The organism is Streptomyces sp. HNM0574, from assembly GCF_012726235.1.
Taxonomy (GTDB): domain Bacteria; phylum Actinomycetota; class Actinomycetes; order Streptomycetales; family Streptomycetaceae; genus Streptomyces.
The window spans coordinates 556,024-579,575 of sequence record NZ_JAASAH010000001.1; the positions used below are offsets into that span (position 1 = coordinate 556,024).

Annotated in this window: 24 protein-coding genes; 17 read left to right on the forward strand and 7 right to left on the reverse strand. The window is 73.9% G+C overall.

The window, feature by feature from the left end; all coding sequences use genetic code 11:
* The first annotated feature begins 49 nt into the window (after window positions 1-49).
* From HCC30_RS02295 to HCC30_RS02345, 11 genes are all read left to right on the forward strand, one after another.
* Window positions 50-1,525 carry an MFS transporter gene (locus tag HCC30_RS02295; protein ID WP_169440230.1) on the forward strand — a complete coding sequence of 492 codons (1,476 nt, stop codon included), beginning with the start codon at window positions 50-52 and terminating at the stop codon, window positions 1,523-1,525.
* Between the two features lie 288 nt (window positions 1,526-1,813).
* Window positions 1,814-2,920 carry an aminotransferase class I/II-fold pyridoxal phosphate-dependent enzyme gene (locus HCC30_RS02300; RefSeq protein ID WP_346776478.1) on the forward strand — a complete coding sequence of 369 codons (1,107 nt, stop codon included), beginning with the start codon at window positions 1,814-1,816 and terminating at the stop codon, window positions 2,918-2,920.
* Window positions 2,921-3,059: 139 nt separating this feature from the next.
* Complete coding sequence (locus tag HCC30_RS02305; protein WP_169440232.1) at window positions 3,060-3,566, forward strand: MaoC family dehydratase; 507 nt, start codon at window positions 3,060-3,062, stop codon at window positions 3,564-3,566.
* 129 nt (window positions 3,567-3,695) lie between these two features.
* A complete protein-coding gene (locus tag HCC30_RS02310) occupies window positions 3,696-4,535 on the forward strand; it encodes an SAM-dependent methyltransferase (RefSeq protein ID WP_169440233.1) in 840 nt (279 codons plus the stop codon).
* Window positions 4,532-5,629, forward strand: a complete 1,098-nt coding sequence (locus HCC30_RS29125; protein WP_169440234.1) for a class I SAM-dependent methyltransferase — start codon at window positions 4,532-4,534, stop codon at window positions 5,627-5,629. The genes HCC30_RS02310 and HCC30_RS29125 overlap by 4 nt, the downstream gene beginning before the upstream one ends.
* 84 nt (window positions 5,630-5,713) lie before the next feature.
* On the forward strand, window positions 5,714-6,604 hold the full coding sequence (locus tag HCC30_RS02320) for a diiron oxygenase (protein WP_169440235.1): 891 nt from the start codon (window positions 5,714-5,716) through the stop codon (window positions 6,602-6,604).
* Between the two features lie 31 nt (window positions 6,605-6,635).
* Window positions 6,636-7,499: a hypothetical protein gene (locus HCC30_RS02325; RefSeq protein WP_169440236.1), complete on the forward strand. Its 864-nt coding sequence runs from the start codon at window positions 6,636-6,638 to the stop codon at window positions 7,497-7,499.
* A gap of 1 nt (window position 7,500) precedes the next feature.
* A complete protein-coding gene (locus HCC30_RS02330) occupies window positions 7,501-7,998 on the forward strand; it encodes a 4'-phosphopantetheinyl transferase superfamily protein (protein ID WP_169440237.1) in 498 nt (165 codons plus the stop codon).
* A gap of 9 nt (window positions 7,999-8,007) precedes the next feature.
* Complete coding sequence (locus HCC30_RS02335; RefSeq protein ID WP_169440238.1) at window positions 8,008-8,250, forward strand: acyl carrier protein; 243 nt, start codon at window positions 8,008-8,010, stop codon at window positions 8,248-8,250.
* A gap of 74 nt (window positions 8,251-8,324) precedes the next feature.
* Window positions 8,325-9,359 carry a PfkB family carbohydrate kinase gene (locus HCC30_RS02340; protein ID WP_169440239.1) on the forward strand — a complete coding sequence of 345 codons (1,035 nt, stop codon included), beginning with the start codon at window positions 8,325-8,327 and terminating at the stop codon, window positions 9,357-9,359.
* 41 nt (window positions 9,360-9,400) lie between these two features.
* Complete coding sequence (locus HCC30_RS02345; RefSeq protein ID WP_169440240.1) at window positions 9,401-10,051, forward strand: maleylpyruvate isomerase family mycothiol-dependent enzyme; 651 nt, start codon at window positions 9,401-9,403, stop codon at window positions 10,049-10,051.
* A gap of 87 nt (window positions 10,052-10,138) precedes the next feature.
* On the opposite strand, the gene HCC30_RS02350 is transcribed toward HCC30_RS02345, so the two are convergent.
* Complete coding sequence (locus HCC30_RS02350; protein WP_169440241.1) at window positions 10,139-10,879, reverse strand: PIG-L deacetylase family protein; 741 nt, start codon at window positions 10,877-10,879, stop codon at window positions 10,139-10,141.
* Between the two features lie 162 nt (window positions 10,880-11,041).
* Here HCC30_RS02350 and asnB point away from each other — a divergent pair, with 162 nt between their 5' ends.
* The 6 genes from asnB (at window position 11,042) to HCC30_RS02380 (ending at window position 18,487) form a co-directional block, all read left to right on the forward strand.
* Window positions 11,042-12,907 (forward strand): asparagine synthase (glutamine-hydrolyzing), encoded by a 1,866-nt coding sequence (gene asnB / locus HCC30_RS02355; protein ID WP_169440242.1) that lies wholly within the window; start codon window positions 11,042-11,044, stop codon window positions 12,905-12,907.
* Window positions 12,904-13,902 carry a PrpF domain-containing protein gene (locus HCC30_RS02360; RefSeq protein WP_169440243.1) on the forward strand — a complete coding sequence of 333 codons (999 nt, stop codon included), beginning with the start codon at window positions 12,904-12,906 and terminating at the stop codon, window positions 13,900-13,902. Before asnB ends, HCC30_RS02360 begins: the two co-directional genes overlap by 4 nt.
* A gap of 200 nt (window positions 13,903-14,102) precedes the next feature.
* Window positions 14,103-14,831, forward strand: a complete 729-nt coding sequence (locus HCC30_RS02365; protein WP_169440244.1) for an SDR family oxidoreductase — start codon at window positions 14,103-14,105, stop codon at window positions 14,829-14,831.
* A 69-nt stretch (window positions 14,832-14,900) separates the two neighbouring features.
* Entirely contained in the window at window positions 14,901-16,496 is a 1,596-nt protein-coding gene (locus tag HCC30_RS02370) for a class I tRNA ligase family protein (protein WP_169440245.1), read from the forward strand.
* A 189-nt stretch (window positions 16,497-16,685) separates the two neighbouring features.
* Window positions 16,686-17,915 carry a D-inositol-3-phosphate glycosyltransferase gene (mshA, locus tag HCC30_RS02375; RefSeq protein WP_169440516.1) on the forward strand — a complete coding sequence of 410 codons (1,230 nt, stop codon included), beginning with the start codon at window positions 16,686-16,688 and terminating at the stop codon, window positions 17,913-17,915.
* A gap of 389 nt (window positions 17,916-18,304) precedes the next feature.
* On the forward strand, window positions 18,305-18,487 hold the full coding sequence (locus HCC30_RS02380; RefSeq protein ID WP_169440246.1) for a hypothetical protein: 183 nt from the start codon (window positions 18,305-18,307) through the stop codon (window positions 18,485-18,487).
* 110 nt (window positions 18,488-18,597) lie between these two features.
* Here the strand turns inward: HCC30_RS02380 and HCC30_RS02385 are convergent, their stop codons facing one another.
* From HCC30_RS02385 to HCC30_RS02410, 6 genes are all read right to left on the reverse strand, one after another.
* Window positions 18,598-19,017, reverse strand: a complete 420-nt coding sequence (locus HCC30_RS02385) for a Fur family transcriptional regulator (RefSeq protein WP_169440247.1) — start codon at window positions 19,015-19,017, stop codon at window positions 18,598-18,600.
* 85 nt (window positions 19,018-19,102) lie between these two features.
* Entirely contained in the window at window positions 19,103-20,116 is a 1,014-nt protein-coding gene (locus tag HCC30_RS02390) for a helix-turn-helix transcriptional regulator (protein WP_346776461.1), read from the reverse strand.
* A 231-nt stretch (window positions 20,117-20,347) separates the two neighbouring features.
* Entirely contained in the window at window positions 20,348-21,274 is a 927-nt protein-coding gene (locus HCC30_RS02395) for a class I SAM-dependent methyltransferase (protein WP_169440248.1), read from the reverse strand.
* A 176-nt stretch (window positions 21,275-21,450) separates the two neighbouring features.
* A complete protein-coding gene (locus HCC30_RS02400) occupies window positions 21,451-21,837 on the reverse strand; it encodes a GNAT family N-acetyltransferase (protein WP_240979253.1) in 387 nt (128 codons plus the stop codon).
* A 343-nt stretch (window positions 21,838-22,180) separates the two neighbouring features.
* Window positions 22,181-23,071 (reverse strand): M56 family metallopeptidase, encoded by an 891-nt coding sequence (locus tag HCC30_RS02405; protein ID WP_169440250.1) that lies wholly within the window; start codon window positions 23,069-23,071, stop codon window positions 22,181-22,183.
* The gene (locus HCC30_RS02410; RefSeq protein WP_169440251.1) at window positions 23,068-23,445 is read right to left on the reverse strand and encodes a BlaI/MecI/CopY family transcriptional regulator; all 378 of its coding nucleotides are present in this window, start codon (window positions 23,443-23,445) and stop codon (window positions 23,068-23,070) included. The genes HCC30_RS02405 and HCC30_RS02410 overlap by 4 nt, the downstream gene beginning before the upstream one ends.
* Window positions 23,446-23,552: the final 107 nt, after the last annotated feature.

Here is a 23,552-nt window from a genome sequence, read left to right on the forward strand (position 1 = left end):
CCCCGCGTCAGGTACCCGGAGGGGGTATCGTGTGAAGGAGGGTGTGGTGATGTCAACCGTCAACCCCAGGCGTTGGTGGGCGCTGCTTGTGCTCGCTGTCGCCCAGTTCATGGTGATCATGGACGTGTCGATCGTGGGTGTCGCGCTGCCGGAGATGCAGCGTGAACTCGGGTTCGCCGCCAGCGAGTTGCAGTGGGTCATCAACGCGTACGTCGTCGCCTTCGGCGGGCTGCTGCTGCTCGGTGGGCGGCTGTCCGATCTGCTGGGCGCCAGGCGGGTGTTCATCACCGGCTGGGTGGTCCTGATGGCCGGTTCCGTCGTCGCCGCGCTCGCCGGTTCGGCGGGGACCGAGGTCGTCGGCCGGGCGGTCCAGGGCGTGGGCGGTGCGCTGATCGCGCCCGCGGCGATGACGCTGCTGATGGTGCTCTTCAGCCACGACCCGAAGGAGCTCGGCAAGGCCATGGCCTTCTACGGCGCCGCGGCCCCGGCCGGCGGCACGGCGGGCGTGTTCCTCGGCGGCGTGTTCACCGAGTGGATGAGCTGGCCGTGGATCTTCTGGATCTACCTGCCGATCGGCCTCGTCACCCTGCTCGCGGTGAACCTGCTCCCGGACGTCGGCAGACGCCGCGGCGCGGTGGACGTGCTCGGGGCGGCGGCCGTCACCCTCGGTCTGGCGCTCGCGGTGTTCACCGTCGTGCGGACCGAGTCGGACGGCTGGGCGTCCGCCTCGACGGTGCTCGGACTGGCCGGTGCCGCCGTCCTGCTGGCCGGGTTCCTGGTGCTGCAGAAGACGGTCCGCTCGCCGCTGATGCCGCTCAGCATCTGGCGCACGCCGCGGCTGGCGTCGGCGAACGTGGCGATGGCGCTGCTCGGCGGGGCGTGGATCCCGATGTGGTACTTCCTCAACCTGTACCTCCAGCAGGTCCTCGGTTACGGCGCGTTCGCCGCGGGTGCCGCGCTGCTGCCGATGACGACGCTGCTGATGGTCTTCATGATCGGTATCACCGGGCGGCTGATGGGCCGCTTCGGGATGAAGCCGCTGCTCTCCGGCGGTCTGCTGGTGCTGGCGCTCGGGCTGGTGTGGCTGGCCGCGGTGGAGCCGACGGGGACCTTCCTCGTCGACGTGCTGCCCGCCTCGCTGGTCGCCGCGCTGGGCATGTCCCTGGCGTACATCCCGGGTCTGATGGCCGCCATGTCCGGTGCGCCGCAGGAGCAGGCCGGGCTCGCCTCCGGCATCGTCAACACCACGTACCAGGTGGGTTCGGCGCTCGGCCTGGCCGCGCTCACGGCCATCGCGACCGCCGCCGGCGCCGACCGGCTCGGCGACCTGCCGGCGCTCACCGAGGGCTTCAGCGCCGCGTTCATCGGCGCCGCGGTGGTCGCCGCCGCCGGCTCCCTGCTCACCGCGATGCTGATGCGCGGCGGACGGGACGCGGGTGATTCGGCGGACGCCGGCGCGCCCGCCGCCGAGTCCGCACCTGAGCCGGACGCCGGTGCGCGGCCCGGCGAGGGGGTGCGCGTCTGACCGGTGGGTGCCCGGCGGCGGGCCGTCTTCCACCCGTGCCGCCCGCCGTCCGGAGTTCCCACGGAGCCGCCCGACGCCTGCTCACGGCGTCGGGCGGCTGTCCGTTTGGGGCGCCGGTCCCGGTGCTCCCCGCCTCCAATCAAGCCCAGCAGCACCGCACTTGAGACGTACGTAAGCCCCCCCATCCACCCCAAGGAGGACCCCATGCACCCCATGACCCGCGCAGTCCACGCCCCGGCCGGCCCGGAGGAGGAGAGGTGCGACGCCCCGGGAGGGCGGCCGTTGAGTGTGCCGGTGTACCAGTCGTCGGCCTTCGCCTTCGGGTCGGCCGAGGCGCTGGCGGAGGCGATGGCGGGACCCGAGGGGGACTGCGCGTACAGCCGGCGGGGGAATCCGACGGTGCGGACGCTGGAGCGGCAGGTGGCGGAACTGGAGGGCGGGCGGGCCGCGTTGGCCGCCGCCTCGGGAATGGGGGCGATCAGCGCGGTGCTGCTCGCGCTGCTGCGGCCCGGGGACCACGTCGTGGCGCAGCGCTGCCTCTACGGCGGGACGCACGCCCAACTGGCCGATCTCGCGGAGCGGTTCGGGGTGGAGGTCGAGCGGGTGGAGGGCGGTGACGTGGCGGCCGTGCGGGCCGCGCTGCGGCCGGGGCGTACCCGGTTGCTGCTGCTGGAGACGATCGCCAACCCCACCTGCGAGGTGCCGGACCTGCCGGTGCTGCTGGCGGCCGCGCGGGCGGCGGGCGCGGTGTCGGTGGTCGACAACTCGCTGGCCTCGCCCATGCTCTGCCGCCCGATCGAGCACGGCGCCGACGTCGTCGTGCACTCCACCACCAAGTACCTCGGCGGGCACTCGGACGTCCTGGGCGGCGCCGCCGTGTTCGCCGACGAGGAGCTGTACGCCACCGTGTGGGGGCGGGCCGTCGAACTGGGCGCCGCGGCCGACCCGTTCGCGGCCTGGCTGACGCTGCGCGGCATCCAGACGCTGCCGTTGCGCATGCGCCAGCACTGCGCCAACGCGGAGCTGACAGCCGGCCGGCTGGCGGCGCATCCGCGGGTGCGCGGGGTGTTCTGGCCCGGGCTGCCCGGGCACCCCTCGGGCGCGGTGGCGGCGCGGGTGCTGGACGGCGGGGGCGGGATGCTCGCGTTCGAGCCGGCCGGCGGGCGGGACGCGGGGCGGGAGTTCGTGGAGCGGGTCCGGGTGGCGCGGCTGGCGCTGTCCATCGGGGGCGTGGAGACGCTGGTGACGCACCCGGCGAGCACCTCGCACCGGGAGCTCGACGACGCGGAGCTGGCGGCGGCCGGCATCAGCGCCGGGCTGGTCCGGATGGCGGTCGGCATCGAGCACCCCGAGGACCTGTGGAAGGACATCGAGCAGGCGCTGGAGGGCTTCTGACGGCCCGTCCGGAGCGGCGCCCGGCGCCCCGTCGCCACCCGCCGCCATCAAACCGTAAATTTGGTTTGACAAAAAAAGCGGCTCAGTAATAACTTGGTCCGTGTCAGAGAAATCTGGTCACAGCGAACGGGGAGCCACTGTGCGCTACTTCGACGATTTCCGGACCGGTGACGTGCACGAACTGGGCACGGTGACGGTGACCGAGGAAGACGTGCTGGACTTCGGGCGCCGCTTCGATCCGCAGCCCTTCCACACCGATCGGGAGCGGGCGGCGCAGAGCCCGTTCCAGGGACTGGTGGCCAGCGGCTGGCACACCGCCTCGCTCTTCATGCGCCGCTACGTCGACGGGCTGCTGGCCTACAGCGCCTGCGAAGGATCGCCCGGCGTCGACGAGTTGAGGTTCCACCGGCCCGTGCATCCGGGCGAGGTGCTCACCGCCAGGTTCGAGGTGCTCGGCAAGCGGCCCTCGCTCGGGAACCGCGACACCGGCATCGTGCAGCCCCGCTGCCAGCTGGTGGCCGAGGACGGCACCGTCGTGTTCAGCATGATCCTGCACAGCATCTTCCGGCGCCGCCCCGCCGGGTCCCCCGCGCTCGCGCAGGCGGCCCCGGCGCAGGACCCGGTCCCGTGCGCGGGCGGCCGCTGAGCGGGCGCCCCGCGCCCGAGCCCCGTACGGCAGAGGGCGGTTTCCCCACGTCCCAAGCCCGCGCGCACCCCTGCGCGCAGGCGTCCCGTACCCGTATCCGATCAGCACGACAACGAGGGAGGTCCATTCGTGGAGGCGGTATCCCGCACCGCACAGTGGACGGCCGCGGCCCGGGCCCTGGAGTCCGAGCGCGCCGACGCGCTGTTCAACGACCCGTACGCCAGGACCGTCGCGGCGGACACCGGATTCACGCTCCTGGAGCGTTACGCAGGGGCCGGCACCGTGCCGTTCCTGGCCATCCGTACCAAGTATCTGGACGACGCCGTCGTGCGGACCGTCGCCGAACGCGGCATCCGCCAGGTGGTGTTCCTCGCCGCCGGCATGGACACCCGGTTCCACCGGCTGCCGTGGCCGGACGGCGTCACGGTCTACGAACTCGACCGCCCCGCCCTCCTGGAGGCGAAGGAAGAGCTGCTCGAAGGCACCCCGCAGCCCGCGGGGCGCGAACGGCGCGGCGTGGCCGTCGACCTGACCGAGGAGTGGACGGGCCGGCTGAAGGAGGCCGGCTGGAAATCCGAGGAACCCGTGCTCTGGGTGGTGGAGGGGCTGCTGTTCTTCCTGCCCGAGGAGGCCGTGCGCGGCCTGCTCTCCACCCTGTCCGGGCACAGCGCCCCCGGCTCCGTCCTCGTCGGTGACGTGATCAGCCGGGCCGCGCTCCGCAACCCGCTGTCCAAGGACTTCCTCTCCGCGCTCCGCGAGGACGGCAACCCCTGGCTGTTCGGCACCGAGGACCCGGAGCAGCTGCTGGCCGACTGCGGCTGGGAGCCGCGCGAGATACGCCAGCCCGGTGAGGACGGCGCCGACTTCGGGCGCTGGCCCTACCGGGTCGCGGACCGCGAGGTGCCGGGCGTGCCCCGCTCCTTCCTCTTCACCTGCGACCTCCCGTCCGACGGGGTGAGCGCGCCGTGACGGCCGCACCCGGCCCGGCGGCCGTCCCCCGCGCGAACACCACGGCCGCGACCCCCGAGGAGTTCCACCAGCGGGTCATCGGGGACGCGGCGGCGGCCGTCCGCGGGCTCACCGTCGCCATCGGCGAGCGGCTCGGCCTGTACCGCGCCCTCGCCGAGCACGGCCCCGTCACCCCGGCCGGCCTCGCCGAACACGCCTGCATCGACCGGCGGTACGCGGAGGAGTGGCTGCACGCCCAGCTCAGCGCCGGGTACGTGGAGCACTGCCGCGGCACCGACCGGTACGCCCTGCCCGCCCAGCACGCCGCCGTCCTGGCCGACCCCAAGGCGCCGACGTTCACCGCCGGGTTCTTCACCGCGCTGCGCGCCCTGTACGCCACCGAGGACGCGCTCGTCGAGGCGTACCGCAGCGGCGAGGGCGTCGGCTGGGCCGAGCACGACCCGTGCCTGGACACCGGGATGGGCAGCTTCTTCCAGCCGACGTACGAGCACAAGCTGGTGCCCGAGTGGCTGCCCGCGCTGGAGGGCGTGACGGACAAGCTGGCCGCCGGCGGCAAGGTCGCCGACGTCGGCTGCGGCGTCGGGCACACCACGCTGCTGATGGCCCGCGCCTTCCCGCAGGCCACCGTGCACGGCTTCGACTACTCGGCCGAGGCCATCGGCCTCGCCAGGCAGCTGGCCGAGGAGGAGGGCCTGAGCGACCGCGTCACCTTCGAGGTGGCCACCGCGGACGACTACCCGGGCCAGGACTACGACCTGGTGACCCTCTTCAACTGCCTGCACGACATGGGCGATCCGGGCGCCACCGCCCGGCACGTGCACAAGTCGCTGCACCCGCGCGGCACCTGGATGCTCGTGGAGTCCAACGCCTGCCCCGAGGACGTCTGCTGCGACTGCGCGCCCGCGGGGAAGATGTTCATGAGCCTCTCGGCCGTCATGTGCCTGCCCGTCGCCGTGGCCCAGGACGGGCCGCACGCGCTCGGCAACCACTCCGGCGAGGAGGCGTTCCGCTCCATCGCCGCCGACGCCGGCTTCACCCACTGGCGCCGCGCCGTCGAGTCCACCGCGCAGATCGTCTACGAGGCCCGTCCCTGAGGCCCGGCCGCGCCGCCCGTGCCCGAGCGGCCGCGGCGGCGCGGTACGTCACCGACCACCCCAGCGCACCCAGGAGGAACCGTCATGGCCGTCGCGGCACTGCCCGTCACGGACCGCTTCCACGAGGTACTGGAACGGCTCAGCAGCAAGTCGATCGAGGACTACTACAACCCCTACCTGCGGTTCGAGTGGCCCGAGAGGCTGGACGAGAACCGGATGTGGATGAGCCCCGAACTGCTCACCCCGTACGGCACCCCGCACTTCGACGAGCTGGGGGAGGAGACCCTCATCCGGCTCTCCAAGTGGGAGAGCATCAACTTCTACAGCCTCAACGTGCACGGCATCAGGGAACTCCTGATGGAGGTCGTCGCCCGCATCCACATGCCCGGCTTCGAGGTGCCCTCGGACTTCTTCCACCACTTCATCGGTGAGGAGAACGAACACATGTGGTTCTTCGCCGAGTTCTGCCGCCGCTACGGCGACAAGATCTACTCGACGACGGCCATGCGCGCCGACTCGGTGTGGGAGCCGGAGGTGGAGAACTTCCTGGTCTTCGCCCGCATCCTGTTCTTCGAGGAACTGGTCGACCACTACAACAGCCGGATGGCGCGCGACGATTCGCTGTGCGACACCATCCGGAAGGTCAACCGCATCCACCACGAGGACGAGTCCCGGCACATCGCCTTCGGCCGCGAACTGGTCTCCCTGCTGTTCACGCGGATGTGCGAGACCGTGGACGAGGAGCGCCGCGCCGAGGTGGAGGCGTACCTCAAGCGGTACGTGGTCTACAGCGTCAACTCGCTCTACAACCCCCATGTCTACCGGGACGCCGGCGTGGCCGACCCGCTGGCGCTGCGCAACGCGCTCCTGGCCGACGAGCGGCGGCGGCCCGTCGAGCGCACCGTCATCCGCAAGCCGCTGTCCTTCTTCCGCAAGACCGGCATCTTCACGGACGACGTCCTGCCGGCCGTCTGACCCCCGCCCATCACGACTGCGAGGTGGCTTCATGCCCACGTCCATCAGTCAGCCCCTGACGCAGCCAGGCCCGGACCGCACCCGGCCGGACCTGCCCTCGCTGGGCCCCGAGGACACCGCCCTGCTGCGGCTGCTCGACGACACCTTCGAGGGCTGGGGGGTGGCCGCGGGGGCACGCGTCATGACGATGCCGCCGCTGCTGCCCGCCGCCGACCTGGCCCGGCTCGACTACTACGAGAACTTCCCGCACCAGGCGGTGGTCGCCACACCGCTGGACCTCACCGGCGAGGGGCCGGAGTTCTGCGACGAGACGGGCTGCTTCCCGTCCGGCGGGCTCCAGCCCGCCTCGCTGGGCCTGCCCAGCGCCTCCTGTTACGCGGTCTACCTGGACCACGAGGGCAGCAGCGTGCCCGACGACACCCTCGTCACCGTCGTCAGCTGGTGCTTCCGCAAGGAGCAGCGGTACGAGGGGCTGCGCCGGCAACTCGGCTTCCGCATGCGGGAGATCGTGGCCCTCGGCAGCCGGGAGCACGCGGAGGAGCACCTGTGCGCCTTCGCGGAGCGGATCGAGTCCTTCGCCGAGGCGCTCGACCTGCCGCTGCGCAAGGAGGCGGCCACCGACCCGTTCTTCGACAAGGGCGGCTCCAAGGCGGTGCTCCAGCGCCTGGTCCCGGTCAAGCACGAGTTCCTCTACGAGGACCTGGCGATCGCCTCGGTCAACACCCACCGCAACTTCTTCGGTGACCGCTGCTCGATCTCCCGGCCCGAGGGCGGCCCCGTGTTCACCAGCTGCGTGGCCTTCGGCCTGGAGCGCTGGCTGTCCGCGCTGACCCGGCGGCACGGCAGCTGGGAGGCGGCGGCGGACGCCGTGGTACGGGCCAGGTCGGCGCTCTGACATGCCGACCCGACCCGTCGCCAGGTCGCCGGGCGGGCCGGGCTGGGCGAATCTCGGCATGGACATCGTGTCGGTCACGCGCGTCCAGCGCCTGCTCGCCGAGCACGGCGAGTCCTTCTTCGGGCGGATGCTCCGGGACGGCGAACTCGACGACTGCTCCACGAGCACCGGGCTGGATCTCCTCGGCCTGTGCGGGCGCATCGCCGCCAAGGAGGCGGCGTTCAAGACGCTCCGGGTCCGCAACCGGCTGCTGCCCTGGCGGGACATCGTCGTCCGCCGCGCCGACGGCGGCTGGCCGCTGGTGGAACTGCGGGGCCGCGCCGCCGAGATGGCGGCCGAGTCCGGCATCCAGGAGATCACCGTCAGCATCAGCCACGACGTGGACTACGCGGTCGCCGTGGCCGCGCCCGTCGTCGGCGAGCCGCCCGCCCACGCCACCGCCCCGGCGTACGCCACCGCAACGGCGCACCATCACACCGAAACCGAACGAGCACAGTGAGGAGTACCCATGTCCGAGGGTCTTGAGCAGGTCAAGCAGTGGATTCTCAAGCGGCACCCCGAGCGTACGGACATCGCTCCGGACGCCGATCTCATCGAGAACCGTCTCATCGACTCGCTGTCCTTCGTGGAGTTCGTCTTCCTGCTGGAGCAGCTGAGCGGCCGGACGATCGACATGGACAGCCTGGAGGTCGACGAGATCCGCACGCTCGCCGCGATCGAGGAGCAGTTCTTCACCGCCGAGGTGCACTGACCCTCCGGCCCCGGCCGTCCCTCCCGTGGCGGACGGCCGGGGCCGGAGTCCGTGACGGAAAGGGGAGCGAGACCATGGGCCGACGCCCGCTGGCCGTGAGCGGAACCCTCGCCACCAGCCATCTGACGGAGTTCCGGGGCCACGTGGGCGGGCGCACGCCGGCCGCCCCGCCGCTCCCCGCCGAGGAGCCGGAGGTGCGCTGGGACGGCGCGGCCGGGAACCTCGCCTACGGCCTCGGCCTGCTCGGCCTGGGCCCGGCGCTGGCCGGCGCGGCCGGCGCCGACTTCGAGCCGTACCGGCGGCACCTGAAGAGCCACGGCGTGGACACCGGCGCGGTCCGGATCAGCGCGACCCTGCCCACCGCCCGCTTCACCGGGACGAGGGGCCGGTGCCGGAGCCGGATCACCGGCTTCCACCCGGGCGCCGCCGCCGAGTCCCGGCACGTCGACCTCGGCAGCGTGCTCGCCCGCACCGGCAGGCTCGCGCTGATGGCCGTCACCGCCGACGAGCCCGCCGCGATGCTCCGGCACACGGCCGACTGCCGCCGCCTCGGCGTGCCCTTCGCCGCCGCGCCGGGCCGCCAACTCGCCCTGCTCGACGGGGCGGAGGCGCGCCGGCTGGTGGACGGCGCGCGCTGGCTGTTCACCGACGAGCGGGAGAGCGCGCTGCTGCGGGAGCTGACCGGCTGGACGGCGGAGGAGCTGCTCCGGCGGGTCGGCTGCTGGGTCACCACGCGCGGCCGGGACGGGGCGCGGCTGCGCCTCGGCCGCCGCGGCGGCGTGCCGGGCTCCGGCGTGCCCGCCTCCCCGCTGTCCGGCTGCCGGGTGCCCGGCTCGGCCGTGGACGTCCCCGCCGTGCCGGTCCCCGGGGTCGTCGATCCGGCCGGTGCCGGGGACGCGTTCCGGGCCGGGTTCCTGGCCGGTGCGGCCTGGGGCGTGGGGCCGGAGCGGGCGGCGCAGCTGGGCTGCGCGGTGGCGGCGGCCGCGCTGGACTACGCCGGCACCCAGGAGTACCGGCTCTACCGCGAGCCGCTGCTGATCCGCGTGCGCGAGGCGTACGGGACCGCAGCGGCGGCCCAACTGCTGCCGTTCCTCGGCGCGTTGACGTGACACCCGAAGACCATCACCGACACCGAGAGGGCGATCAGCCCATGAGCGAACGGGATCCGCGGCTGCCGGGCCGGCTGCTGCTGTCCGAACGGGACACCCTGCTGCCGCTGCTGCGGCGGCTTCCCGAGCCGGCGTTCGCGCTGCGGACGGCCTGCCCCGGATGGTGCGTCCGGGAGGTGCTGGCCCACTGCGGGGCCGCGCTGGTGCGCATCGTGGAGGGCCGTACGGAGGGCGCGTTCGGCCCGGAGGCGAACGCCGGGGACGTGGCCGAGCGCGCCCGCTGGCCCCTCGGCCGCGTACTGGACGAGCTGGAGCGCGGCCTCGGCGAGGCCGGCGAGGTCATCGCCGCCGCGGACGGACGGCTGGACGTGATCGGCCTGGGGGAGTGGGTGCACGCGGGCGACGTACGGGACGCGCTGGGCGAGCCCGGCGCCTACCAGGGCCCCGGCACCGGCGAGGCGCTGTCCTTGCTGCAGACCGTCAGCCGCGAGCGCGGGACACCCCGGGTGCACGTCCGACTGCCGGACGCGCCGGGCGAGTTGCGCTTCGGCAACCCCGTGCCGGGCCGTCCGCCCGCGCGGCTGGAGAGCGACGCGCCGACCCTCGTGAGGCTCTACACGGGCCGCCCCCTCGTCGGCACCCGCTACCGCCTGCACGGCGCCGAGGAACGCGAACTCGTGGTCTACGGCTGACCGGGCCCCGCACCGTCACCGCCCCGCCGCACGGTCCGTGCGACGGGGCGGTGGTCCTTGGCCGGTCCGGGGTGCGCGGTGGCGGGCTCACGCCGTCCGGACGACCTGGAACGCCTCGGCGAGCCGTCCCGGGGGCAGTCCGGCGGCGGTGGCGTGTTCGGTGAGCCACTCGCGCAACAGCCCGGCGAGGTCGTCGAAGTGGGCCGTCTGCGAGGTGTGCAGGCGGAGCGCCTCGACCTTCCGGTCGAAGAAGGGGGTGACGTCCATGTACTGGTTGGGCCGCGGGCCGGTCATCAGCCAGGTCTCGTCCACCGTCCAGGGCGCCAGCCCCTCGTCCTTGAGGAGTGTCGGATGCGCGAACGGGTTGCGGGCCTCCGGGTAGACCGCCCGCAGCGCCGCCTCGCCGACCGAGCGGTGGTCGGGGTGGGTGTCGGCGATGCGGGCCCAGTTGATCTCGGGGCTGGGGATGATCGCGCGGTCGGGGCGGACCTCCCGGATCACGCGGCACAGGTCGCGGCGGAGCGCCGGTTCGGGCTCGACGAGGCTGTCGGGGTAGCCGAGGAAGCGCACGTCGTGCACGCCGCTGAGCTTCGCCGAGTGGACCTGCTCGGCGCGCCGCAGGTCGGCCATGGCCTGCCGGGGCAGCTGCTCGTCGTACCCGCCGGCGCCGCCGTCGGTGACGATGCAGTACGTCGCCCTGGTGCCCTGCTCGATCCAGTGCAGCACCGTGCCGCTGACGCAGAACTCGATGTCGTCCGGGTGGGCCGCGACCACCAGCAGGCGGTCCGGCGCGCCCCGGTCGACGGGTCGGGGTGTGGTCTCGTCCATGGCGTCAGCCTGTTGCCGCGGGTGTCCGGCGGCAAGGGGAGGCTCCTGGCGCACTCGCGACATGGCACTTACGTGCCAGTCAAAGAATTGGTACATTCAAAAAGAAAGCGCCGTGGCAGGTACGTTCGGCAGCCCCGGGCAGTCGCTGGGAGAGGACCCGCCGTGTGCAGGATCTTCGGTTCATTCGCCACCGCTACGAACGGCCCGGAGCTCGCGGCCGTCTCGGCCCGCCAGCGGCACGGCGGCCCCGACGCGCACGGCCTGCGCACCGGCCCCGACTGGGCCCTGGGCTGCGACCGGCTGGCCGTCACCGACCCGCACGGCGGGCGCCAGCCGTACCGACTCCCCACTGTCCCGGGCGTGCTGGCCGTGCTCAACGGCGAGCTGTACAACCACCACACGCTGCGGCGGCACCTGGCCGCACGCGGACACGTCTTCCCCGACCACTGCGACGGCACCCTCCTGCCCGCGCTCTACGCCGAGTACGGGCCCGGCTTCGCCGACCGCCTGGAGGGCATGTTCGCGCTCGCGCTGATCGACCTGCGGGCCCGGCCACGGCTCGTCCTCGCCACCGACGACCTGGGCATGAAGCCGCTCTACCACCACACGGGCCCGCGCGGCGCCGTCCGCTTCGCCTCCGAACTCCCCGCGCTGCTCGCCTTCGAGGACGTCCCCGCCGACCCGCGCCCCGAGGCGCTCGACGAGTACCTCACCGCCCGCACCTGCCTGGGCGAGCGGACCGCGCTGCGCGGCGTCTCCGCGCTCGCCCCCGGCGCCACCGCCGTCGCCGAGGGCGACGGCGGACTCCGCGTCCACCGGCGCGCCCCGTACGCCGCCCGCACCGCGCCCGCGCCGCGCGAGCTGCGCACCCCGGGCGGCGGGCTGCGGCGCACCCTGCGCCGGGAGGTGCGCCGACTCCTGCGCGCGGACCGGCCGGTGTGCGTCGTCACCAGCGGCGGCCTCGACTCCGGCCTCGTCACGGCGCTCGCCGCCGAGGCGGCCGCCGACGGCCCGCCCGTGCACAGCTACCACCTCACCTACCGGGGCCGCTGGCCGCACTCCGAGCACGGCTACGCCCGCGCCGTCGCCCGGCACAGCGGCACCGTCCACCACCAAGTCGAGGCCGACCCACGGCAGTTCGCCGAGCTGCTGCCCCGCACCGTGCGGCACCTCGGGCAGCCCAACGCCGACCCGATCACCCTCAGCAGCCTCGTGCTGTACGAGGCCATCGCGCGGGACGGCTTCGCCGTGGCCCTCACCGGGGACGGCGCCGACGAGTTCTTCGGCGGCTACGACCGCGTACGGGCCGCCCTCGCCGCACCGCCGGGGACCGACTGGGCCGGGGCCTACACCGAGGCACTCGCCGCCGTGCCCCGGCCGCTGCGCGAGCGCCTCTACACCCCCGAGTTCCGCGCGCTGCTCGCGGCACGCGAGAGCACGGCCGGCCGGATCGCGGACGGCCTGCGCGCCGCGGCAGCCCGGCAGGCGGGGGACGCGGGGGAGCGGCGGGCCCGGCTGGACGCGCTCACCCGCTTCGAGACCGCGCGGCGGCTGCCCGCCTACCACCTGCGCCGCACCGACCACCTCAGCATGGCCGCCGGGGTCGAGGCGCGGCTGCCGTTCTGCCAGCCCGCCGTCACCGCCTGGTCGGCCGCCCTGCCCGCCGCGCACCGCGAGGGCAAACGCGTCCTCTACGCGGCCGGGCGCGGGCTGCTGCCCACGAGCGTGCTGCGCCGCCCCAAGCAGCCGTTCACCCTCCCCGTCGCGGCGATGCTGGGCCCCGGCCAGCCCCTGCTCACCCTCGCCCGCGACCTGCTCACCCCCGCCCGGTTACGCGCCGACGGCCGCCTCGACCCGGCCCGCGTCACCGCCCTCCTGGACCGCCAGACGCGCACCCCCTCGCCCGCCGCCGCGACAGCCGTATGGGCCCTGCTCGTGCACGAACTGTGGCGCGAACAGCAGCCCGCCGCCGCGCCGTTCACGTGGCGCGCGACGGGCGGCGGCCACCGGGAGAAGGCGGCGGCGTGACGCTCGTGACCGCGCACACCGTGCGGGTGCACGGCGCCCCCTGCCCCACGCTCGTCCTCGCGGCCGACCGGCCGGGCGCCTTCCCGTCCCAACAGGCCGAACTCACCGGGCTGTTGGAACGGGTCAGGCGACGGCTGGCCGCGGACGGTGTCCTGAAGTTCGCGCTCGTCACGCCCTCCGCCGACGCCGCGCACGACCTCGACTACACCTTCGCGCAGTACCTGCCCGGCGCCCCGGGCCGCTTCGATCTCCGGGCCGGCTGCGGGCACTCCCTGCTGGCCTCGGTCGCCGCACTGGGCCACCGCGGGCCCGTGCGGGTGCGGATGCTCAACACGGGGGAGCGCGCCGTCTGTTCGGCCGACCCGGCCGGACGGCTCGGGGCGCGGTTCGTGCACGACCCGCCGCTGCCCGTACGCCGCCTGCTGACCACCGGGCGCCCGGTGGACCTGCTCCGCGCCGACGGCCGCCCGTACCCCGTCTCCCTGGTCACGCTCGGCAACCCGTACGTCTTCCTCGACGCGGCCCGGCTCCAACTAGCCTGCCCCGAGGCGCTGTTCGGCGCGGGAGCGCCGCTGCTGCGGCGGCTGGAGCGGCTGCGCCGCGCCGCCGCCCGGCTGCTCGGGCTGCACCCGTGCGGCGCGCTGCCCAAGGTCGCCGTCGTCGGCGCCTTCGGCCCGGGACGGCTCGCCGTCCGGGCCGTGACCGTGCCGGGCTGGCACCCCGGCATCGCGCTCACCGGCGCCGCCTGCCTGGCCGCCGCCTGCGCCGTCGAGGGCACCGTGCCGCACGCGCTGGCCACTTCGGCCGGCGCCGCCCCGGACGCGCTGTGCCTCGACACCCCGGGCGGTACCGTACGCGCCACCGCCGCGACGGGTACCGCGCCGGGCGGCGGGCAGATGCTGTACGGGGCCGGGGTCGAGCACAAGCGGGCCACCGTCCTGGCGCGGCACCCGGAGCTCGGGCCCGCGCTGTGGCGCACGTACGCCACTGCGTGAACGCGCCGCGCCGATCCGTCGATCGGGCCCTTCCGCTCTGCCACGATGGAACCCACACCCCGTCCGGGAATGCCTCCGAGGAACCGGACTTGACCGGAGAACCGGACGCGCGGAAAAAGCGCTCCGCCGGAAACCCGATCCGCTGGAAACCCAATCCACTGTCCCGGCCGCGCGCCGGGAAACGGGGAAACAGGTCGAGGATGAAATTCGAGAACCTTCGCGTCGTCGTCACCGGCGCCTCACGTCATTTCGGCCGAGGACTCGCCGTGGGATTCGCCCACCTCGGGGCCGAGGTCTACGTCTCCGCACGCACCCTGGCCGCCGCCGAACAGACCCGCGCCGACGTCGTCGGCGCGGCACGCGACCGCATCCACGCCTTCGGCTGCGACCTCAGCAGGGCGGACGAGATCCGGGAGTTCGCGCACCAGGTCTCGGCCCGCACCGACCGCGTCGACCTGCTGGTCAACAACGGCGCGCGCTGGCTGGACGGGACGGCGCTGGACGACGCCTCCGACGAGCAGATCATGGAGACGATCGAGTCCACCGCCGGCGGCACCGTGCTCATGGTCAAGCACTTCCTGCCCCTGCTGCGGGCCAGCAGCAGGCCGGACATCGTCAACATGGTCTCCGTCTGCGGAACCGCGGGCGAGGACAACTCCCGGGCGCACGAGGCTTTTTACGCGGCGAAGAGCGCACAGGCCGGATTCGCCGACATCCTCTCCCGCCGTCTCGGCCCGTCCGGCGTCCGCGTCTTCTCGCTCTATCCGCCCGACTTCTCGACCTCGGACCCGAAGTTCTCCGAGTGGGAGGGAACTCCCCGTGACCCCGACGAGAAACTCACCACCCAGGCCCTTTTCGAATGCATCGTCTACGCGGTCGAGCAGCCGCGGGACTTCTTCATCCGCTCCTTCCACTTCGAACCGCGCTGACCCGGGCCCGCCCGGCAGACGCACCCGCCAGCCCAGCCCCACCGCCGACCGCGTGAAGGAGGTCCGATCATGACCGGACCCGTCTGGATCACCGCGACCCCGCCCGCGACGGACGGCGAGCTGCACATCGGCCACCTCGCCGGACCGTACGTCGCCGCCGACATGCTCAGCCGCTACCTGCGCGCGGACGGCACCCCCGTGCGCTTCACCACCGGCACCAGCGACCACGACAGCTCCGTCGAGGTCAGGTCGCTGCGGGTCGGCCGCAAGCCCGACGAGGTCGCGGCCGGCTACCGCGAGGCCATCGCCGCCGACTGGCTCAGCTCCGGCGTCGAGTTCGACGAGATCGTGCACCCCGGCGCCTCCACGGCCTTCGTCGGCTGGCTGCGCGAGCTGTACGCGCGGATGGCGGCCGAGGGCCTCCTTGTCCCCCGCACCCGGCTGCTGCCGCACTGCGCCTCCTGCGAGCGCTGGCTGCACGGCGCGCACGTCACCGGCAACTGCCCGCACTGCGACGCGCCCGGCTCCGGCGGCATGTGCCACGAGTGCGCCCGCCCCAACGACTGCGGCGACCTGCTCGACGCGCGGTGCGCCCGGTGCGGCGGCGAGGCACGCGCCCGCCGCTGCCGCCGCCTCTACCTGCCCCTGGAGCCCTTCAGGGAGCGGCTGGCCGAGTTCTGGGACGACGGCGCGGGAATGCCCCCGCGACTCGTCGCGCTCTGCCGCCGGCTGGCCGAGGACGGGCTGCCCGAACTCGCCGTCAGCCACCCCGGCGAGTGGGGCGTCCCGGTGCCGGTCGAGGGCTTCCCCGAACAGCGCGTCGACGCCTGCTTCGAGGCCGCCGCGCTGCACCTGTACGGCTACGCCTTCGACCGCCGCGCCGAGCCCGGGCACACCGTGCACTTCTGCGGCTTCGGCCACGCCTTCTGCCACGCGGTGTTACTGCCGGTGCTGATGTTCACCCGAGGGCTCAAGCTCCCGCAGGACTTCGTCGTCAACGAGCCGTACGTCCTGGACGCCCGGGACGCCGAGGGCGAACCCCCGGTGTGGGCACTGGACCTGCTCGCCGAGCACGGCTCCGACACCCTCCGCCGGCACGTGCTCAGGGAACGTCCCACCGCCCGCCGCACGGCCTTCAGCCACGAGGAACTGCGCCGCACCCGCGCCGAGCTGGACGCGACCTGGAACCGCTGGCTGAGCCGCCTGTTCGCCGCCGTCCGCGAGGAGTGCGGCGGCGTCGTCCCGGACGCCGAACCGGGCGGGGCCGGCTGGCCGACGCTGCTGCGGCGCCTGGAGCGCGCGGCCGAGGACCTGCGCGAGGCGTACGGCCCGCTCGCCCTCGACCCGCGCCGCGCCGTCGCCGTCCTGGACGAAGCGGTGCGCTGCGCCGCCGACTTCGCCGACGTCAACGCGCACCTCCACGACCGGGACCGCGGCCGCGCGCCGACCACCGGCGGGGACGAGCGGCCTCGCGCGCTCGCCGCGCAGCTGGCCGTCGCCGCCGCGCTCACCGCCTGGGCCCGGCCCGTCATGCCGGAGGGCGCCGACCGGCTCGCCGCCGCGCTCGGGGTCACCCCCGGCGGGCCGGTGACGGCGGCCGCGCTGTGCGCGCCGCGCCCGGGGAGCCGCCTGGCGCCGCCCTCGGGACCCGTCTTCGGGTTCTGACCCGGGCCCCTCCCGGGCCGCACCACCCGCACCACCGAACCGCACCACCCCTCCCGGGCCGCCCGGCCGGGGAGCCCGCATCGCCCGCCGCGTGCCTGGGCGTCGGTACGCGGCGGCAGGTCACGTGGCCGAACCCAGGGAGTCCACGTGACCTCAGGCCGAGCCGCGAACCGTCCGCTGCGCGTCGCCATGCTCAGCGTGCACACCTCTCCGCTGCACCAGCCCGGGACGGGCGACGCCGGCGGGATGAACGTCTACATGCTCCAGCTGGCCCGCCGCCTCGCCGAACAGGGCGCCGACGTCGACCTGTTCACCCGCTGCGGCGCCGCCGCCGAGCCCCTGGACGTCGACCTCGCCCCCGGCGTCCGGGTGCGGCACCTCGTCGCGGGCCCGCGCGCCCCGCTCGCCAAGGAGCAACTCCCGCACCGGCTCCCGGAGTTCTCGCTCGCGCTGCTGCGCGCGGCGGAGTCCGGGGCCGGTGCCGGGGCGCGCCCGTACGACGTCGTCCACTCGCACTACTGGCTGTCCGGGCAGGCGGGGCGGATCGCCGCGGCCCACTGGCGGATACCGCTGGTGCACACCATGCACACCCTGGCCCGGGTGAAGAACGCCGCGCTCGCCGAAGGCGACACCCCCGAACCGGAATCCCGCGTCCAGGGCGAGCACCGCGTCGTCGGCGCCGCCGACCGCCTGATCGCCAACACCCCGGCGGAGGCCGAGGCGCTCCGCTCCCTCTACGGCGCCGCCGCCCCGCGCACCCGCGTCGTACGCCCCGGCGTCGACCTGCGCACCTTCAGGGCCGGGGACGGACGGGACGCGGCCCGCGCCCGGCTCGGCATCCCCCGGCACGCCTTCGTCCCGCTGTTCGCCGGCCGCATCCAGCCGCTCAAGGGCCCCGACGTGCTGCTCCGCGCCGTGGTCGAACTCCTCGGCCTGGCCCCGGACCTGCGCCGCAGGCTGCTGGTGCCGGTCATCGGCGGACTGAGCGGAACCGGCACCGCGCAGCCGGAGCGCTGGCACAAGATGTGCGCCCGGCTGGGCATCGCCGACGTCGTCCGCTTCCAGGACCCGGTGCCGCAGCACGTGCTGGCCGACTGGTACCGCGCCGCCGACGTCGTGGTGGTCCCCTCGCGCAGCGAGTCCTTCGGGCTGGTGGCGCTGGAGGCCCAGGCCTGCGGAACTCCCGTACTGGCGGCGGCCGTCGGCGGTCTGCCCACCGCGGTGCGGGACGGCGTCTCGGGGATGCTCGTCGAGGGCCACGACCCGCGGGACTACGCGCGGGGGCTGCTGCGGCTGGCCCGGCGCCCGGAGCTGACCCGGCGGATGGGACGCGCCGCCGAGGGCCACGCGGCCGGGCTGAGCTGGGAGCGCGCGGCGGCGGAGACGCTGGAGGTGTACCGCTCGGCCGCGGGGAGCTGACCGGTGGGAGGGCACTGCCGCACGAAGGTGGGGCAGGGGCGGCGGCACGCCCCTGCCCCGGGCGGCGCCCCCCTCCTGGAGGGCCGGGGGTGCCGCCGGTCAAGCCTAGCAGTTTATTTGACGGGATAAAAAGAATGCCTGGGTCAAGATGTGGCCGGGTGAACGGGCGGGAAAAGAACGCGCATTCTGTTTTCCGCTCTCTCCGCAGGACCCGCGAAAAGATCTTCGCGGCGTCATTGTGTCGCGTCCTTGCCATGGCGTGAGCACGAACCGGCGCAGACCTGTCGAGCACCCTTCCGAGCCGACATGATTCAAGTGTCACCCCGGAAGCCCGGCGGCACGGGCGGGGGAGACACCGTCATCAATGGCATTCCCATCCTGGAGGATTCATGACCCCCGCACTCCGCACCGCGAACCTTCGCCCCGTTCTCGGCCGGCTGCTCACCGCGACGATTCTCTGTGCGGCCGTCGCCGCCCCCTCCGCGGTGATCGCGCTCGACGAGGCCACCACCTCGCAGCGGTCCGCGAATGCGCCGGGCAGCGAATGGCCGGCCGTCGCCGGACTCGTCTGAGCCGCGGGAAATCCGCCCCGGGCGGCAACGGAAAAGGGGCCGGGGCCCGTTCCACTGGGAACGGGCCCCGGCCCCTTTTTTTCGGCCATCAGGACCGGCGGCCTCCCGGATTACCGGCAGTCCGGGCACTCGCCTTTGAAGGTGATCTCCACGGAGTCCAGATTCCAGCCCCTGAGCCGCTTGTCCGGGAGTTCCTGGCGCGGCACCGAAATATTCGCCACCCGGCCGCAGTTGACGCACAGCGCGTGCTGGTGCGGCTTCCCCGCGATTTCGAAAACGGCGGGCCAGCCGGGGCGGTCGAACTTGGTGACCAGGCCGGTGTCGAGGAAGTGCCGGACCATGTCGTAGACGGCCTGGCTGGTCAGCGTGCCCAGCCGGGCGCGGGCCGCGCCGGTGATCGCCTCGACGTCCAGGTGCTCGCCCGAGGAGAGGACCTTCAGCACCTCCAGCCGCGGCCCGGTGACGCGGAGGCCGACGTCGCGGAGCCGCTGAATCATCGCCTCGTCTGTCTGCGCCGTTTCGCGTGCCATCGCTCCGCCACCTTGGAGGGACCAAAAGTTTTGTCCACATCGTACAACTGGTCCCCCGGTCAGGGCCGGGGCGCCCGCGACGGGCTCAGTCCAGCCAGCCGAGCCGGGTGGCGCGCACCCCGGCCTCGAACCGGCTGGAGGCGCCGAGTTCGGTCATCAGCTCGGAGAGCACCCGGCTCACCGTACGGAGCGAGACGCCGAGGCTGCGGGCGATCTTCTCGTCCTTCATGCCGGAGGCCAGCATCCGCAGCGCGGCCCGCTGCTGCTCCGTGAGGCCGTCGCCGCCCTGCTCGGGGGAGCCCTGCTCGCCGTAGGCGGTGGCGGTGTGCCAGCAGTACTCGAACAGGGCCAGGTACGAGCGGACGAGGGCGGGGCCGCGGGCGAGGATGGCGCCGGCCGAGGTGTCCTCCGGGTCGACCGGGAGCAGCGCGAACTGCTGGTCGGCCAGGACCATGTCCATCGGGACCACGGGCGACAGACGGACCTCGACGCCGAGTTCGGCCTTGCGGCGAAAGTACTCGGCCTGTTCGGGCACGGAGGCGAACCGGCGGCTGTAGACGGCGCGGACCCGGACGCCGTTCTCCAGCTGGCGCCGGTCCCGGTCCAGGGCACGCTCCGGGATCTCGCGGCGCAGCGAACCCGGGTGCAGGGAGGCGAGGTCGTGCTGGATGACGTCGGCGATGTCCTCCAGGACCTGCTGTATGCGCCGGTAGTCGGTGAGGACCTCGACCTCGACCTTCGCCTGGTCGAGGGTGCCGGCGCGGAGGAAGCGGGCCGCCAGGTGCTCCAGCCGCTCGTACGCCTGGTCGGCCTCGGTCAGATGCTCGCGTAGCCTTCGCTGCTCACGTTCGAGCAGCCGGAGTAACGCGATCTCCGGGTCGATCACGGCGACGGCGTCCGTCTCCTCCTCGGAGCCGCTTCCGTCGTCCAGGGCGAGCCGGCTGTCGTGGGCCGTGCCCGTCGGGACGATGAGGCCCAGGGCCACCAACTCGGCTCGGCAGTCCGCGGTTTCCTCCGGGGTGAGCCCCAGGTCGGCGACCGATTCGGCGAAGCTGGAGGCCCCGCGACCGCGTAGTGCCTGATAGAGAGTCAGCGTCACGTCGGTCGCACCCGAACGCCCCCCGGACCTGATTCCCGCCACGGTGCAGCAGACTCCCCTCGTCGCCTGGTGTGCCCTCGGAGACTATGTCACACGAAGCGGTATTTGGACTCGGCCCGGAATTGCCTGGTGACGCGGGTCACATCGGGCGTGACGAGGCGTCACGGGGGCACGGGCGGGGGAGAAATCACCGGTTGTCGGGCGCCGTTGGGCAGGCCCGCGGGGCCGCAGTCAGGCGCCGGGCGCGCAGACCAGCAGGACGCCGCGCGTGCGGTGGTCGATCCGGTGCCGGCTGACCGAGGCGACGCGCAGCCCGGCGGCGCGGACGTCCTCCTCCAGCCGTGCCGGGTCGACGATCCACTTCTCCGTCGTCAGCCGTACCCGGTGGGTGTGGCCGGGCGCTGAGCGCTCGCAGTCGTAGGTGACCGTCTCCCGCATCCGCGAGGTGCAGAACTCCTGGCGGGAGCGCACGCGTTCGGTGACGCCGTCGAAGCGGGGGACGTGGAACGCGCGGCCGCGGCGCGGGTGGTCGTGCAGCCCGGGCAGTTCGTGCGCCGTGTAGTCGAGCGCGAGCGCGCCGCCGTCCCCGAGGTGGGTGGCGACCTCGCGGAAGACGTGGGCGCGCGCCTCGGGCGGGATCGCGGTGACCATGGAGCCGGCCAGCACCGCGAGCCGGTAGCTGCCGGTGAGCCGCAGCTCGGTGAGGTCGGCGTGGGTCGTCGTCACCAGCCGGTGCACCCGCGGCCCGAACCGGGCCGCCCAGGCGCGCAGTTGGACGAGGCTGGGCCGGTCCCGGTCCACCGCCTCCACGCGGAAGCCGTGCCGGGCGAAGGGGACGGTCAGCCGTCCGGCGCCCGAGCCCAGGTCGAGGACCGGCCCGCCGGTCGCGCGGGCCAGGCCCAGGTACGCGACGATGTCGGCGCTGAACGGGCCCAGCAGGGCGCCCTGGAGCCACACGTCCTCGGGGGACAGCGGGGCCACGGACTCCAGCCCGGGGAGCCAGCCGGGGGAGAGGGGGAACTCCGGAGGCTCGGTCAACCCGCCGTGTTCCGCGGACTGTTGGCGGGCCTCCCCGAGTTCCGGGACGGCCGTCCCGTACGCCGGTCTGGGCGAGAGTTCGAGCAGGGCCGGCCTGCCGGCGCTGGTCTGTGCGTCCATCGCTCCTCCAGGAAGGTCGGTCGGCCGGTCCCCTGCCGGTGCGGAAGGACCCGTGCCGCCGGGGCCGTCCGCATGCCAGCCATCGTGGCCCGGCGGAACGCGCCGGAGCCAGCGAACGCGGCTGCGTGTCCACGCGATGGCGTGGATCTGCCAGGGGAGGGGACGGGGCCGGCGGCTCAGAGGGTCCGCAGACAGCGCAGGGTGTCGTCCCGGCCCGGCGCGGGCTCCTGGAGCCGGAAGCCGTGGTGCCGGAGGAAGGGCAGCAGGGGGTCGTCCGGGGAGTGCAGCGAGATCGCCTGCTGCCGGGCCTCGTGCTGCTTCTGCTGGTCGGTGGCGGCCGACAGCAGCGCGCTGCCGATCTTCCCCCGGCGGTGCGAGGGCGCGGTGCACAGGGAGTAGACCTCGCCCGAACCGGAGGACGGCACACCGCCCGCGACGGCGCCGACCACCGTGCCGTCCGCCGTGGTGGCCACCAGCCAGCCGAGCCAGCCGGGTGTTCCACCGGGAATACCTATTTCCGCGCGAATACGCGGCAGAGAGCACTGGTCTCCGATGAGGCGCAACAGGACGGCTTCTTCCAGCAGGCCCGTGTAGCTGGCTCTGATTGCTTCCGCCAATACCCGGGACACTGCGGTGGCCTCGGCCGGGACTGCTCGCCGCACGTCCACGGGCGTCATAGCCTGCTACCTCCTTGCGACAGCCATCTCCCCGCCTATCCCCGACTCTAGCGGTGCCGACGGCCCGAAAACAGGGGAACGGAAGGGCAGTTATGAGCCGAAGTGGATTTGACCGGGTGAACGGGAAAAGGAAGTGCGGAGCCGCGATGTGCGCCGCACTCGTCTACTGAATTCCTTAGTAAATTAGTAGCCCCGGGAAGCTTCCCCGCGACCCCGCTGTTCCTGCCGGCTATAGGGAACAGCACGCCAGCAGAAGCGGGACCGCTGGTGCCGCCCAGACAAAGAGCCAGAACAGCCCCCGGACCACAGGGTGTTGCGGCCCGCGAGGTCCGACGAGACGGCGGATGCGCAGCGCCGCCGAGGGTCCCCCGGCGGCGAGCGTCTCACGCGGGGCTCTGCCCGCGGCCATGACATAGAGCGCGGCGGCCAGCGCCTCGGGGGAACAGCGCCGCAACGTCCGGTCGTCGGCGGCCAGTTCCATCAGGAACGGCACCTGCGCCCGCATGTGGCGGGCCAGCGGCAGCGGCCCGAGAACGGCCCCGAACGCCTCGGCGGCCGCCACCGGAAGATGGTGACGGCCTTTGATGTGCGCCCACTCGTGCGCGAGCACCGCGGACAGTTGTGGACGGGTCAGGGTGCGCAACGCCCCCGAGGTGACGACGACTTGGGGCGAGCGCCCCGGCAGGCAGTAGGCGACGGGGGAGTCGTGGTCCAGCACCGTCGCCGGAATCCCGCGGACCCGGCGGCCCACCAGGTGCAGGGTGGAGGCGTGCCGGTGCCGCCTGCGCCGGGAGCTGCGGATGCTGCGCGTGACCGCCGTGGCCAGCGGCGCCACCAGAGCGGCCATCACGACGAGGACGAGTCCCGCGTCGGCGCTGTCGCCCGTCCACGGGCGGCAGGCCGCCAGCAGGCTCAGCAGGAAGTGCCCGGTGGGGCTGGGCAGCAGCAGCTGGGACAGCATCGCGCCGGCGGCCCCGGTGAAGAGGACCCCCAGCGCGGCCCAGGCGGTGGCGGCCAGCCGGGGCGCGTGCTGCGTCCACGCGGAGCGGGCCAGCAGCGCGGGCGCGAGCCCGCCGCTGACCAGCGCGGTGACCAGGGGAGGCAGCAGGTGATGGTTCACCGGGCGGCACCGGAGGGCCCCGGCCGGTCACGGGAGCGCAGGGCGGCGTCCAGGGCCGCCACGTCCTCGCTGGACATGTCCTCGACGAAGCGGAGCAGCGCCGCCGGACGGTCGCTGCTGCTGCCCAGCGCGTCCTGCATCAGCGCCGCCGTGTACCACTCGCGGGAGCGCACCGGCTCGTACACCCAGGCGCGGTTGACCTTCTCGCGGCGTACCCAGCCCTTGCGGTGGAGGATGTCGGCCACGGTCATCACCGTGGTGTAGGCCACGGTGCGGGTGCGGTTGATGTCGTCCACGACGGCGCGCACCGTACCCCGCTCCCAGTCCCACAGCCGGTCCATGATCTCGCCCTCCAGCTCGCCCAGCCGCCGCACACTCGCCTCCTGCTTTGTTCGCCGGTCGGGGAACGCCCCATATAGTACGACCGCTTCTCCGGCCCCGCCCGTCCCTCCGGGCGGCGCCGCGCCCCGACTGCCGTTCC

Coding starts and splice junctions, on each gene's coding strand:
- HCC30_RS02295 (WP_169440230.1), top strand. CDS start 50: ATGTCAACCGTCAACCCCAGGCGTTGGTGGGCGCTGCTTGTGCTCGCT.
- HCC30_RS02320 (WP_169440235.1), top strand. CDS start 5,714: ATGGCCGTCGCGGCACTGCCCGTCACGGACCGCTTCCACGAGGTACTG.
- HCC30_RS02325 (WP_169440236.1), top strand. CDS start 6,636: ATGCCCACGTCCATCAGTCAGCCCCTGACGCAGCCAGGCCCGGACCGC.
- HCC30_RS02330 (WP_169440237.1), top strand. CDS start 7,501: ATGCCGACCCGACCCGTCGCCAGGTCGCCGGGCGGGCCGGGCTGGGCG.
- HCC30_RS02335 (WP_169440238.1), top strand. CDS start 8,008: ATGTCCGAGGGTCTTGAGCAGGTCAAGCAGTGGATTCTCAAGCGGCAC.
- HCC30_RS02340 (WP_169440239.1), top strand. CDS start 8,325: ATGGGCCGACGCCCGCTGGCCGTGAGCGGAACCCTCGCCACCAGCCAT.
- HCC30_RS02345 (WP_169440240.1), top strand. CDS start 9,401: ATGAGCGAACGGGATCCGCGGCTGCCGGGCCGGCTGCTGCTGTCCGAA.
- HCC30_RS02350 (WP_169440241.1), bottom strand. CDS start 10,879: ATGGACGAGACCACACCCCGACCCGTCGACCGGGGCGCGCCGGACCGC.
- HCC30_RS02365 (WP_169440244.1), top strand. CDS start 14,103: ATGAAATTCGAGAACCTTCGCGTCGTCGTCACCGGCGCCTCACGTCAT.
- HCC30_RS02370 (WP_169440245.1), top strand. CDS start 14,901: ATGACCGGACCCGTCTGGATCACCGCGACCCCGCCCGCGACGGACGGC.
- mshA (WP_169440516.1), top strand. CDS start 16,686: ATGCTCAGCGTGCACACCTCTCCGCTGCACCAGCCCGGGACGGGCGAC.
- HCC30_RS02380 (WP_169440246.1), top strand. CDS start 18,305: ATGACCCCCGCACTCCGCACCGCGAACCTTCGCCCCGTTCTCGGCCGG.
- HCC30_RS02385 (WP_169440247.1), bottom strand. CDS start 19,017: ATGGCACGCGAAACGGCGCAGACAGACGAGGCGATGATTCAGCGGCTC.
- HCC30_RS02395 (WP_169440248.1), bottom strand. CDS start 21,274: ATGGACGCACAGACCAGCGCCGGCAGGCCGGCCCTGCTCGAACTCTCG.